The 11,880-nt window shown below is 65.1% G+C and carries 12 protein-coding genes; 3 read left to right on the top strand and 9 right to left on the bottom strand.

The genetic code is table 11. The features are described 5' to 3' along the window. Positions 1-4: 4 nt before the first annotated feature. From OSH05_RS14595 to OSH05_RS14560, 8 genes are read right to left on the bottom strand one after another with little or no spacing between them, the layout of a single operon-like run. A complete protein-coding gene (locus OSH05_RS14595) occupies positions 5-868 on the bottom strand; it encodes a branched-chain amino acid ABC transporter permease (RefSeq protein WP_104221451.1) in 864 nt (287 codons plus the stop codon). Beyond that, complete coding sequence (locus OSH05_RS14590) at positions 865-1,572, bottom strand: ABC transporter ATP-binding protein (protein ID WP_165801743.1); 708 nt, start codon at positions 1,570-1,572, stop codon at positions 865-867. The genes OSH05_RS14595 and OSH05_RS14590 overlap by 4 nt, the downstream gene beginning before the upstream one ends. After that, positions 1,569-2,285 carry an ABC transporter ATP-binding protein gene (locus OSH05_RS14585; protein ID WP_104221452.1) on the bottom strand — a complete coding sequence of 239 codons (717 nt, stop codon included), beginning with the start codon at positions 2,283-2,285 and terminating at the stop codon, positions 1,569-1,571. The genes OSH05_RS14590 and OSH05_RS14585 overlap by 4 nt, the downstream gene beginning before the upstream one ends. Before the next feature lie 60 nt (positions 2,286-2,345). After that, positions 2,346-3,620, bottom strand: coding sequence for an ABC transporter substrate-binding protein (locus tag OSH05_RS14580; protein WP_104221453.1), 1,275 nt, complete (start codon positions 3,618-3,620; stop codon positions 2,346-2,348). Positions 3,621-3,646: 26 nt separating this feature from the next. Then, positions 3,647-4,711, bottom strand: coding sequence for a maleylacetate reductase (locus OSH05_RS14575; protein ID WP_104221454.1), 1,065 nt, complete (start codon positions 4,709-4,711; stop codon positions 3,647-3,649). Further along, positions 4,708-5,367, bottom strand: a complete 660-nt coding sequence (locus OSH05_RS14570) for an alpha/beta hydrolase (protein WP_104221455.1) — start codon at positions 5,365-5,367, stop codon at positions 4,708-4,710. Before OSH05_RS14570 ends, OSH05_RS14575 begins: the two co-directional genes overlap by 4 nt. Continuing rightward, on the bottom strand, positions 5,364-6,323 hold the full coding sequence (locus OSH05_RS14565; protein ID WP_104221456.1) for a VOC family protein: 960 nt from the start codon (positions 6,321-6,323) through the stop codon (positions 5,364-5,366). The genes OSH05_RS14570 and OSH05_RS14565 overlap by 4 nt, the downstream gene beginning before the upstream one ends. Before the next feature lie 3 nt (positions 6,324-6,326). Then, positions 6,327-7,235: a dioxygenase family protein gene (locus tag OSH05_RS14560; RefSeq protein WP_104221457.1), complete on the bottom strand. Its 909-nt coding sequence runs from the start codon at positions 7,233-7,235 to the stop codon at positions 6,327-6,329. 93 nt (positions 7,236-7,328) lie between these two features. Between OSH05_RS14560 and OSH05_RS14555 the strand changes: the two genes are divergently transcribed. Together OSH05_RS14555 and derI are read left to right on the top strand one after the other, a co-directional pair. Then, positions 7,329-8,279, top strand: coding sequence for a LysR family transcriptional regulator (locus OSH05_RS14555; RefSeq protein ID WP_266352506.1), 951 nt, complete (start codon positions 7,329-7,331; stop codon positions 8,277-8,279). Between the two features lie 395 nt (positions 8,280-8,674). Beyond that, positions 8,675-9,130, top strand: coding sequence for a D-erythrulose-4-phosphate isomerase (gene derI / locus OSH05_RS14550; protein ID WP_104221852.1), 456 nt, complete (start codon positions 8,675-8,677; stop codon positions 9,128-9,130). Positions 9,131-9,222: 92 nt separating this feature from the next. On the opposite strand, the gene OSH05_RS14545 is transcribed toward derI, so the two are convergent. Next, on the bottom strand, positions 9,223-10,212 hold the full coding sequence (locus OSH05_RS14545) for a sugar-binding transcriptional regulator (protein ID WP_104221854.1): 990 nt from the start codon (positions 10,210-10,212) through the stop codon (positions 9,223-9,225). Positions 10,213-10,323: 111 nt separating this feature from the next. Between OSH05_RS14545 and OSH05_RS14540 the strand changes: the two genes are divergently transcribed. Continuing rightward, positions 10,324-11,670 (top strand): sn-glycerol-1-phosphate dehydrogenase, encoded by a 1,347-nt coding sequence (locus tag OSH05_RS14540; RefSeq protein WP_104219847.1) that lies wholly within the window; start codon positions 10,324-10,326, stop codon positions 11,668-11,670. Positions 11,671-11,880 lie beyond the last annotated feature (210 nt).

The raw sequence follows: 11,880 nt of genomic DNA, 5'->3' as shown, positions 1-11,880 counted from the left end.
GCCTTCAATCCACAGCGCGCGGGAAGAGGCCGCGCGGCTTCATGAGCATCACGGCGAGGAAGGCGAGATGTCCCGCCAGGATCTGCCATTCGGGGTTCACGGCGGCGCCGAAGGTTTGCGCCACACCGATGATGATCCCGCCCGCCAGCGTGCCCCAGAGACTGCCGAGTCCGCCGATGATCACAGCCTCGAAGGCGTAGATCAGCCGCGCCGGCCCGATCGACGGGTCGAAGTTGGAGCGCATGCCGAGATAGAGCGCGGCGATCGTCACCACGACCATGGCGATGCCGGTAGCGATGGCGAAGATCCGTTTCGGCTCGATGCCCATGAGCCCGGCCGTCACGGCGTCGTCCGATGTGGCCCGGAACGAGCGGCCGAGCGCGGTGTGGTAGAAGATGCTGTTGAGCGCGACGATCACGGCGATCGCGGAGGCAAAGGTCAGGAGCGGCATGACGCCGACCGTGACCAGCCCGAGATCCAGTGAGGCGCCTTCCAGCGTGCCTGCCGGAATGCGGCGGCTATCGGCGGAGAAGGCTTCCAGCAGCCCGTTCTGCAGGGCGACCGACAGGCCGAACGTCACCAGTAGCGGCGGCAGGATATCCTTGCCCAGCACACGGTTCAGCACGCCCGCCTGAAGCAGCCAGCCCAGCGCAAACATCAGCGGCATGGCGACCAACGCGGCGATCCAGGGCGACAGGCCGAGCAGCGTTACGCCCATCAGCACCAGATAGGCGGCGAAGACGATGAGGTCGCCATGGGCGAGGTTCACCAGCCGCATGATGCCGAAGACGAGGCTGAGGCCGGCCGCGAACAGCGCATAGAGGCCGCCCAGCAGGATTCCTTGCACCAGGGTGTCGACCCAGATCATGCCGCCTCCCCGAAATAGGCGGCGTGAATGGCTTCGCGCGTGACGTCGGCCGGCCTGGCAACCAGGGTTACGCGCCCTTCCATCATGCAGTAGACGCGGTCGGCCACGGCCAGCGCCTTGCCGATATCCTGCTCCACGACGACGATCGCAGCGCCGCCTTCCCGAATCCTGGGAAGGGCCGCGTAGATATCTCGGATGACGACCGGCGCGAGGCCAAGGCTGATCTCGTCGCAGAGGAGCAGTTCGGGGTTCGACATCAGCGCTCGGCCGATCGCCACCATCTGCTGCTGGCCGCCGGAAAGCGCCGTGCCCGCATTGTTCCGCCGCTCGCGCAGAATCGGGAACAGGTCGTAGATGGCGTCAAGGCTCCAGGGTCCCGGCGCCTTGCGCGCCTGACCGCCGATCAGGAGATTTTCCTCGACACTGAGCGAGGGAAACAGCCGGCGGCCCTCTGGCACCATGGCGATGCCGCGCTTCATGATGTCGGCGGAAGAAAGCGCACCGATCGGCTCGCCGCGATGCATCACCATCCCGGGTTCATTGCGGATGACGCCGGTGATGGAGCGCATCAAGGTCGATTTCCCGGCGCCATTGGCGCCGATGATCGCGACGCATTCGCCTTCGGAGACCGAAACGTCGACGCCGAACAGGGCTTTGAACTGCCCGTAATTGGCGGTGAGACCGTGGGTTTCGAGCAGCATCAGACCTCGATCCCCAGGTAGATTTCGCGCACTTCCTTCGAGGCCATGATCGCTTCGGGTTCGCCGATGCCGATCACCCGCCCGAAGTCGAGGACGAGCAGTCGCTCGACGACGGAATTCAGGGCGTGCAGCACATGCTCGATCCAGATGATCGTCGTGCCCTTGGCGTGGATGCCCTGGATGGTGGCCACGAGCGCCCGGCATTCACCCTCCGTGAGGCCGCCCGCGATCTCGTCGAGGAGCAGGAGTTCGGGGCCGGTCGCCATGGCACGGGCAAGTTCCAGGCGCTTGCGGTCCAGAAGGCTGAGCGAGCCGGCCACCACATTCGCCTTCTTCAGAAGCTCGGTTTCATCCAGGATGCGGGCGCAATCATCGACCATGTCGGCTTCGCGCCCTCCCCTTCCGAAGGCGGCTGCGGTCAGGAGGTTTTCGAAGACGGTCAGCCCCTCGAAGGGCTGCGGGATCTGGAACGAGCGGCCGACGCCCATACGCACCCGCTCCATGGCGGGCGCACGCGTTACGTCGCGGCCGAGGAACTCGATGCGTCCTTCATTCGGCAGCACATTGCCGGTGATCAGGTTGAACAGCGTCGACTTGCCCGCGCCGTTCGGGCCGATGATGCCCAACGCCTCGCCGCGCGGCACCGAGAAGGTCACGGCATCCGTGACCTTCAGCGCGCCGAAGGACTTGGAGACATTGTCGAGCCTCAGGATCATCGCGTGGCGTTCCTCGGGAGCGGTGGTATGCGGGCCGGTTGTCACCGGCCCGCTGTTTCGTCAGGAAAGGGCTTCCATCTTGCCGGCGGCCGGGATTTCCGGGGCGTTGGCGTTCTCGACGATCACGAGATCGAAGCTGCCATCGGCCTTCCGGCGCCACTGGCCACCGACGAGCGGCGTCTTGCAGACGTTCTTTGCCGCGAAGGGCGGCACGCCGACGCCGTTCCAGGCCACCTTGCCGACGACGGTCATCATGTCGGTGGCGGCGATGGCGGCAGCGATCGCATCCGCATCCGTCGGGTCCGAAACACGGCCCATGACATTGGCCGCGACTTCGAACAGCGAATGGGAGAAGCCGATCGGCTGCGTCCACGGACGGCCGGACTTGGCGGTGAAATCCGCTGCCAGTTCCGCCGAACTCTGACCCGTCAGGGACGATTTGAACGGATGCGAGGCCGACCACCACACCTCGGAGGAGAGATTGTTGCCGGCTTCGCCGAGCGTCTCCACCGACTGCGGGAACAGGATAGCCTTGGCGACCGTAACGGCCTTGGGCTTGAAACCCTGCTGGCGGGCCTGGTTCCAGAAGGTGGTGAAATCGGGCGGGATCACCACGCCGGTGACGATCTCGGCATTGGCTGCCTTGAACGCGTTCACCTGCGCCGTAAAATCGTCCGAGAGGTTCTGATAGCGGCCCGGATCGGTGAGCGTGAAGCCGGCGGCCTCGAGGCCGGGCTTCAGGCCGTTCTTGGGATCGCCCCAGGCATTGCCGTCAGCGTCGTTCGGGAACAGGCCGCCCACCTTGCCATTGGTGTCGAGTTGCTTCCACATCGCCGTATAGACCGCGATGATGTCTTCCAGACCCCAGAAATAATGATACGCGAACTTGAACGGCTTCCAGGAGGCCGGGTCGCCGGGATTGCCCTGCTGGCCGATGAACCAGGGCTGCCACGGTGCGGTCGTCGAGATGACCGGCATCCCCTCCGCCTCGCAGGTAGTGGCGACCGGGTTGGTGTTCTCCGGTGTGGACCCGACGAGCATCAGATTGATCTCGTCATCGACAATCAGGCTTTTCGCCACCTCAGCCGCCCGGTTCGGGTTGGACTGGCTGTCCTTGACGATGACTTCGAAGTTCTTGCCGGCCTCGGAATCGAGGAACGCCTTGATGTTGTAGGCGTCGCTTTCGGCAAAGCCGGCGAGCGGCCCCGTCTGCGGCGACACATAGCCAAGCTTGATCTTGGCGCCCTGCGCGATCGCCGGCGCGGCGAGTCCCGCGGTCGCCAGGGTCAGACCCGTGGCAGCAGAGGCCTTCAGTAAGCTGCGTCTTGTAAGCATGTCTTCCTCCTCCCTCTTGTGCAGTCTCAGCCCCCCGGACGGCGTCCCTCCCACGCCGCCTGGAGAAGTTCCCGGATGGATCCCGGGTCGATCGGTCTTGGATTGGCATAGGCATTCTTGACGGCGATCGATGTCGCTCTGTCGAGATCGGCTTCCTGGATACCGATCGCCTGCAGGCTCAGCGGCGAGCCGACCGCTCGCGCGAAATCCCAGAGCCCGCCGCCGGCTGAACCGCCACCGAACACCTCGGCGATCGGGGCCAGGAGCTCCGGCACGGCCTGTTCGTTGAAGGCCGTCGTGTAGGGCAGCAGGATGGCGTGGGTCTCTGCATGGGGCGTATCGAACGAGCCGCCGAAAACGTGCGCCAGCTTGTGGTGCAGCGCCATCTGGACATAGCCGAGCGCCGTCGAGCAGCACCAGGCGGCATAGAGCGCCTGCGCCCGCGCCGCGCGGTCCTGCGGATCCTCGATCAGCCTGGGGATGCCGTCTCGAAAGGCGGCAAGAGCGTCCTTGCACATCAGCACGATCACCGGATTGCGGTCAGGCGCGTAGAAGGCTTCCATCGCATGGGCGATCGCGTTCATGGCCGAGGTGACGGTGAGCGCGACCGGCAGGCTCAGCGTCAGGTCGACGTCGTAGATCACCGTCTCGGGGCGAATGTCCGGCGAGCGCCGCGTCTTCTTCTCGCCATCGGCGGTCTCGCCGAGAATGTCGGTCATTTCCGAGCCGGCATAAGTGGTCGGGATCACGACCTGGTCGGCGCCGGTGCGCACCGCGATCGCCTTGCCCAGACCCGTGGTCGAACCGCCGCCGAGGCTCACGACCGCTGTCGCACCACTGGCACGGAAGGCTTCGGCCGCCTTCTCCGTCACGTCGACCGGCGTATGCATTGTCGCGCCGGCGAAGACGCCGGCCGAAAGCTCGCCGAGGCTCGCCGCGAGCTTTTCCGCATCGGCATTCTGGTGCGGAGTCGACAGCACGAGCGCCTTGCCGTGGCCCAGCCGCCGAACTTCCTCCTCCGCACGGGCCATCGTACCCGAGCCGAAGACGACCCGCGTCGTCAGTCCCGGAAAGATGAAGCTCTCCATCATCGAGCTGCCTCCATGCGCGGGGTGCGTCCGGCGGTCATGTCCGCGAGCATCGTTTCCAGCATGGCGATCTCGGCATCCAAAACTTCGTGTCCGCGACCGGGGAACAGGTCGGCCCGGAGGCTGACCCGCTGCCTGCCAAGCGACTGCGCCGCATCAGCAAAGGCCGAGACCGGAATCCAGGGATCGGCATCGGCGCCCGTCAGATAGACCGGCACGCCGGCCCGCAGCGCCTCGGCCCGACCGTCGGCGGGGACGCCGACACGGCAGCCGGTGAAGGCTGCGACGGCTTCCGGCGGCGGCAGCCCGGCGCAGAGATATTCGATCGCGAGGCACGCACCTTGCGAGAAGCCTGCCAGAAGCAGCGGCAATCCGGGCAGTTCACCCCGCGCCGCCGCCACGGCGGCCGCGAGATGATCCAGCGCCGCAGAAAGCTGCGCGCGGGCCACCGGCGTCAGCGGGTCAATGGCCCGGGCCTCCCACCACGAGCCCGAAGGGGCGCGCGGCAGGACAAAGGCCACGGAAGGCGCGGAAAGCCGCGCCAGCACATGGGATTGCATGGCCTCCGGCGATTGGCCACGGCCATGGGCGAAGACGCAGATCGCCTTCGCTTCCAGGGCCTTGGCGCCAAGCCTGAGAGGACCGCTGCCTGAACTCATGCGAATTCAGCCTGTTCCAGACCCGCGCGGAGTTCGTCCTCGCGGTCCTTGAACCACGGCGGGAACACCAGCGTCTTGCCGATCGCGCCCGGAGGCTCGTCCTTGGCCCAGCCTTCCGGCGTCGTCCAGGCGAGCTCGAACAGCGCGCCGCCGGGCGAGCGGACATAGCAGGACTTGAAGTAGTTGCGGTCCTTCTGCTCCGAGATGTCGGTGAAGCCGAGACCCTCGATATGGGCGCGCAGCTTCATCTGGTTCTCTTCATCGCCCGTGTTGAGCGCCAGATGGTGGATCGTGCCGCCGGCCAGCGTCCAGGTACCCTGCGGGCTGTCGCGGTCGACGATCACCTCGACGCGCTGATTGGCGCCGGTCGCGTCCGGGACGCGGTAGACGAGGCCCTCATGCGTATCGGCCTCTTTCGTGAGCGGCAGCGCGATGGTGAGGAAATCGTCCATCGCGGTGCGGTCGGTCACGGCGACCGAGGCGCCGTAGATGCCCTTGATGCCGTGATCCTTGCCGATGCCCTGCGCCGCATTGGTGATCGGCTCGCGCGGGTCGCTGTCGCTCTCGACCAGTTCATGGAAGATGCCCGAGGGATGGGCAAAGGCGGCGCGATCGGCGCCGAAGCGCGTGATCTTGGTGGTCTCGATGCCGCGAGCATTCAGCCGGTCAACCCAGAAATCCGCAGCACCCTTGGGGATCGACTGCAGAATGGTGCGCGACTGGTTGGTGCCACGGCGGCCATAGACGCCGGGCTTACGGAACGGGAAGGTCGTGATGATCGTCGAGGCGTCGCCGTTGGGCGAGCCGTAATAGAGGTGATAGACGGGGATCACGCCGTCGAAAAGCACGGTGCGCTTCACGGAATGCAGGCCGAGCGCCTTGGTGTAGAAGTCAAAATCTTCCTGCGCGCCGTCTGTCGACATCGTCAAATGGTGGTAGCCACTGACACGGGCCATCGGTCATCTCCTCCCAGAGGTTCCACTGTCGCCCTGCCGCCGCGGGCAGAGCACGAGATTGAGGTCGAGCGCGTATTTCCGTTTCCCGCCATTCGGCGGCAGAGCACGGAACTCGGCCATGAGTTCGGGCTTCACCCCGAAAATCGCATCCCGCCCGATCGCAGGATCGGACCGGTCGAAAATGTGGGTCGTCAGCGTCTCGAAGCCGTCCGCCGAGACGCGGAAATGAATATGCGCCGGCCGTTCGAGGCCAAGTCCGAGCGCTGACATGAGCTGGCCGACCGGCCCATCCGACGGCAGCGTGTAACCCTTCGGCTTCACGGTCAGAAAGTGAAACCGCCCTTGCGGATCGGTGCGAAACCGGCCACGCAGATTGAATTCGGGCTGCCGGTCCGGCTCCTGGTTCTCATAGAGACCCTCGGCATTGGCCTGCCATACCTCGACCACCGCCCCGCCTATTCCCGAACCGTCCAGCGCGGCGATCCGGCCATCGACCGCGAGGGGCTCCCCCTTCAAATCGCGCGAGATGTTGGCACCAAGTGCCATTTCCGGAACGTCGGAACGGTAGAACGGGCCAGCCAGCGTGTTGGGCGTGGCGCCGGCGGGACGCGGACTGTTCTGATCCTCGATCAGGGACGAGACGCCGAGCACATCGGCGAACAGCACCCATTCCTGGCGCCGCGCATCGGCGTAGTGGCCAACTTCGGTAAGGAAATCGATCGCCTGACGGAACTCCTCGCCCGACGGACGAAGCTCCGCGATCATCGCGTGCAATCCATCGACGGTTGCCTGCGCCGCCGCTGCGAGGCGGGACGGGCCGGCCGCCGTCAGGCGACGCGAGAATTCCTCCGCTTGCGCCGTGATCGCCCTGGGGCGTTGATCCCTCGGTGGGCCGTCATGCTGGCCGTGCATTCCGCCGGGGCCTCCCTTCCCCTTGGCAGATGGGATAGCACGGCCCCGTGAGCGGCTTGATGAGTTGTGAGCAGACTTGTATAGCATTTTGCTATGAAGCTGAACGAACGCCATTTGATGCAGCTCGCGGCCGTTCTGGACGCTGGCGGGGTGTCGGAAGGCGCCGCCACGCTGGGACTGACCCAGCCGGCGGTCAGCCGATCCTTGGCGATGCTGGAGGCGCGGGTCGGAGAGCCGCTTTTCCTGAAAGGTCGACGCCCGCTGCAGGCGACGCCGCTCGGTGCTCAGTTGGCGGCGCAAGGCCGTACCATCATCACGGCGTCGCGCAAGGCGTCGGACGCGGTGCAGGGCTTCATCAAAGGCACCAAGGGCGTCGTGCGCGTCGGCGGCGTGCCCTTCTTCATGGATGCGATGATCAGCCGGATGATCGGGGAGTTCCAGAACCTTGAGCCCGAAGTCACGATCCAGCAGAGTTATCTAAACCTGCCCGAGATGGTCGCGGCATTGCAGGGCGACCAGATCGACCTGGGCATTGTTCCAATCGGCGTGCTCGACCTCGGTCCCGGCTTCGAATTCACCGAGATCCTGCCGGGCCGCAACATCGTCGCCTGCCGGCCCGACCATCCGCTGCTGCGCAATCGGCGCCTAAGGGCACATGACCTGACCAGCTTTCCCTGGGTCGCCCCCCTGCCCGGCTCGCCGCTGATGTCAGATCTTCAGATGATCCTGATGAGCATCGGCATGTCGGATCTGAACATCCGCTATTCCGGCGGCTCGCTGATGAGCGTGATCAACTTCCTGGCCGAAACCGACGCGCTGGCCGTGCTGCCCTTCTCGGTGGTGTTCGCCCAGCGCAAGGAAAACCGGGTGACAGTGCTTCCCTACGAAATCCCGCAGCCCAACCGCTCGCTCGGCATCTTGCGCCGGGTCGGCGCTCCGCGTTCACCCGCGGCCGAGCGCTTCGCCGGCCATGTGACCACGGCCTTCGAGAATTTGAAGCACATCATCAAGAGGCACGAGAACGCGGTCGTCTGGGGCCGGTAGAGGCCGACTCCTGGCCAACCTTAAGGCTGCCCTGTGCCGCCCTCTATGAAATATCGTGCCGCGCATTGCCCGAAGCCACGGCCCGGGAATGGACGCTGACCGCGGCGATGCAGACCAGGACAATCGGCGGCAAGGAACCGGCCAGCCGCTTGATATTGCGATCTGCGCTGTTAAGTTCGCCGCGTCGGCGCCTGGAAGGGACATGGATACGGAGCGCCGCATCGGTTTTCCTGGTGCGAAATGTCCAATTTCCATGATGCCTGTGAATATCGGCACCCGAACGAATCCATAGCCGGCCTGCCCATCGCTGAGCGTTTCAGGGCCGATTCGCCCTGAGAGGCTGCGGGCCCCTTGAAATCACGCCCGGATGTTCTGCTTTAGTTGAGGAGACTGCCATGAAGATTGCCGTTGCGGGAGACAGCGCGGGCGAGGGCCTTGCAAGGGTCATCGCCGGACATTTGCAGGCGCGTTTCGACGTGTCCGAGGTTTCGCACACGGAGTCCGGCGCCGACCCGTTCTATGCCGATCTCGCGGACCGCGTCGCTTCCGGCGTGCTCGACGGCACCTATGACAAGGCGATCCTGATCTGCGGGACCGGCATCGGCGTTTCCATCTCGGCCAACAAGGTGCCCGGCATCCGTGCGGCGCTGACGCACGACACCTATTCGGCCGAGCGCGCCGCCCTCTCCAACAATGCACAGATCATCACCATGGGCGCGCGCGTGATCGGATCGGAGCTCGCCAAGGCGATCGTCGACGCCTTCCTGGCACAGACCTTCGATGAACAGGGTCGTTCGGCCGGCAATGTCGCCGCGATCAACGCGGTCGACGCCAAGTACAACGCCCGCTGAGCGGAACCGGGCCCGGGGGGCGGTACCGCCTCCCTAGCATTGGATTTTCTGAACCGATCGCGCCGCCCGGGCGGCGCGATCGGTTCATGACATCAGGCGAGTGCTAGCAATTCCCGGGCGGTATCGAGATCGGTGACCAGATCGGTCGGATAACCGCCCTTCAGCGCCGCCGCGATCGCGGTAATCTTGCGGGCACCACCGGCGACGCAGAGCCGGTAGGGAATGGATTTCAGTTCGTCGAGCCCGATGCCGACCATGCGGTCCTGAATTCCGCCTGACACCGGATTTCCCTCGCGATCGATGAACCGGCCGATGACGGCCGCCACCGCGCCATTGGCGACAAACGAATCGATCGCGTCATTGTCGAGCAGTTCCGCCTGGCGCACCGTGGCCTGAGGGCCGAGATCGCCGACGCCGAACAATATCCGGTTGGCCGAACGGATGATCGAGAATTGCCTGCGGATCGCCGGTTCGGCGAGAAGCTGATCGCGCAATTGCGCCGTCGAAAGAATCGCCGGCGCCAGCAGGTTGACGCAGCGGGCGGCGATGCGGTTGGCCAGCAGAGACGAGCAGAGTTCCGGCGAGAATTCGGTGGAGAGGCCCGTCGCGGAACCCGCCACCTGCACGACCGTCAGAGGGTTGACAGGCGCCGTCAGAGAAATGGCTCGCGCCGCCTCCAGGACAGTCCGCCCCCAGGCAACGCCGATAACATCTCCGGCGGCCACCTGCTCCGCAAGGACCAGCGCCGCCGCCTCGCCCAGCCGACGTTCAAGCGCGCTTCCGTCGATTGTCGGAATGACGATGGCGGAGGCCAGCCCGAACCGTCTGACCAACGCTCTCGATAGTTGCGCCCGGCTGGCAACCTCCGTGTTGATGCGAATCGAAACGATTCCGCGGCCGCGCGCCTCCTGCAACATCTTGATGATCGTCACGCGAGAAACACCGATGATCTGTGCGATCTCGTTTTGCGTCAATTCGTCGACGTAATACATCCACGCCGCCCAGACGATCGCATCTTCGAACTCCGCAGGAATATTCGGGGCTGGCGCGGGTGATGGATGGGCGGAATTGACGGTGTCCATGACCGAGTTCTCCCCAAACTCCCCTCGGGTGTCAAGCAAGCCACCTTGCCCATATTGACATATGTCGCGTCACGGTTATCTTTTGTTTCAAGAAAATGCGGGAGTAAGAACATGCAAGGAGGCGTCGTGGCAACGCGAGACGCACAAAAGGGTTGGACCGCGCTGATCGACGACATCGTCGCCGGCCGCTGGGTCAACCCCGAGACCGGACGTCTGGCGACCGTTCCCTATGAGTCGATCGTGTTCGAGCCTTCGCTGGAGGGGCGCGAAGCTGAGCTTGTCCGGTCCATGCGGCTTGGATCTTCCTTTGCCGTCGTCTGCGACGAGGCGACCTATGAGGCCATGGGACGGCGCGTGGCGACCGCCATCGCCGGTCTCGGGCCGGTCAAGACGCTGGTGCTGGACCATCCGCATGCGGATCTCGCCACCGTCGAGGTGCTGAAGGAAAAGCTCGCGGGCGTCGAAGGCGTCATCGCAGTCGGCTCCGGCACGCTCAACGATCTGTGCAAATACGTCACCTTTCAGGACGGACGGCGCTATTGCGTCTTCGGCACGGCCGGCTCGATGAACGGCTACACGTCGACGACGGCGTCCATGACGCTGGAATCGGGATTGAAGGTGTCGCTGCCGGCGCATGCGCCGCGCGGCTTCTTCGTCGACCTGTCGGTCTCGGCCCGCGCCCCGGCCTATCTCAACGCCGCGGGCTTCGGTGACTGTCTGGCGCGGTCCGTCGCCCAGGTGGATTGGTGGATGTCGCACCGCCTGCTCGGAACGGACTATATGCATGCGCCCTTCCTCATCGAGGAGGAGGATGAGCGGATCCTCAACGGCATGGCAGAGAAGCTGCCAGCGGGCGACATCGCGGCCGTCGCCTATCTCCACCGCGTCTTGACGCTCTGCGGCCTCGGCGTTTCCCTGACCGGCGTTTCCAATCACGGCTCGATGGGCGAGCACCAGATCTCCCACTACATCGACTGTTTCGCCGGCGACCGCCATCCGGGCAGCCGCCATGGCCAGCAGGTTGGCGTCGCCTCCTTGTCGATGGCGCGTCTGCAGCAACGGATGATCGCCGCCGAAGCCCCGCCGCGGATCGGCGCCACTACAATCGATCCGGCCGACATGGAGCGTCGGATGGGGCCGAAGATCGCGCCGCAATGCCTGGCCGAATGGCAGCGGAAGGCAGTCGACGCGGCCGGCGCGGAAGCGCTCAACGCCCGGCTTGAAGCAATCTGGCCCGAACTGCGCCAGGAGCTGGCGGCCTTCATTATCCCGGCGGCGGAAATGGAGAGGATGTTGAAGTCTGCCGGCGGGCCGACGACGGCGGCGGAACTTGGCGTCCCTGCCGATTTCTACCGCGAGGCAATCGTTCATAGCCGCGAGATGCGCAACCGATTCTCGTTCCTCGATCTCTCGGCCGATGCGGGCGAACTCGAAGCCTTTGCGGCCGGCGAAGTCTGAGCGCCCTCGATCCAGCCGACGCGATCTCATGAGCGTCGATGGCGATCGGTATGCCTCAAGCCGTACGAAACTCGGGCCTACCCTCTAAGAATAGCGGACTACGCATAAAGGAAGGCCGATCGACCTGTCCCCGCAACGCTTCCCACTGGCTTTGCGTGGACTCAGGAACATCTCAGGCCGCCCTCCCCTCGCAGTGATTGAACCTGGAGC

The sequence above is a fragment of the Kaistia algarum genome (genome assembly GCF_026343945.1).
GTDB lineage: Bacteria > Pseudomonadota > Alphaproteobacteria > Rhizobiales > Kaistiaceae > Kaistia > Kaistia algarum.
This window is presented reverse-complemented; position numbering and strand designations above follow the sequence as displayed.

What these genes read in the sequence shown, in the direction of transcription:
- OSH05_RS14595 (WP_104221451.1), bottom strand. Translation starts at nt 868, where the DNA reads ATGATCTGGGTCGACACCCTGGTGCAAGGAATCCTGCTGGGCGGCCTC.
- OSH05_RS14585 (WP_104221452.1), bottom strand. Translation starts at nt 2,285, where the DNA reads ATGATCCTGAGGCTCGACAATGTCTCCAAGTCCTTCGGCGCGCTGAAG.
- OSH05_RS14580 (WP_104221453.1), bottom strand. Translation starts at nt 3,620, where the DNA reads ATGCTTACAAGACGCAGCTTACTGAAGGCCTCTGCTGCCACGGGTCTG.
- OSH05_RS14575 (WP_104221454.1), bottom strand. Translation starts at nt 4,711, where the DNA reads ATGATGGAGAGCTTCATCTTTCCGGGACTGACGACGCGGGTCGTCTTC.
- OSH05_RS14570 (WP_104221455.1), bottom strand. Translation starts at nt 5,367, where the DNA reads ATGAGTTCAGGCAGCGGTCCTCTCAGGCTTGGCGCCAAGGCCCTGGAA.
- OSH05_RS14565 (WP_104221456.1), bottom strand. Translation starts at nt 6,323, where the DNA reads ATGGCCCGTGTCAGTGGCTACCACCATTTGACGATGTCGACAGACGGC.
- OSH05_RS14560 (WP_104221457.1), bottom strand. Translation starts at nt 7,235, where the DNA reads ATGCACGGCCAGCATGACGGCCCACCGAGGGATCAACGCCCCAGGGCG.
- OSH05_RS14555 (WP_266352506.1), top strand. Translation starts at nt 7,329, where the DNA reads ATGAAGCTGAACGAACGCCATTTGATGCAGCTCGCGGCCGTTCTGGAC.
- derI (WP_104221852.1), top strand. Translation starts at nt 8,675, where the DNA reads ATGAAGATTGCCGTTGCGGGAGACAGCGCGGGCGAGGGCCTTGCAAGG.
- OSH05_RS14545 (WP_104221854.1), bottom strand. Translation starts at nt 10,212, where the DNA reads ATGGACACCGTCAATTCCGCCCATCCATCACCCGCGCCAGCCCCGAAT.
- OSH05_RS14540 (WP_104219847.1), top strand. Translation starts at nt 10,324, where the DNA reads ATGCAAGGAGGCGTCGTGGCAACGCGAGACGCACAAAAGGGTTGGACC.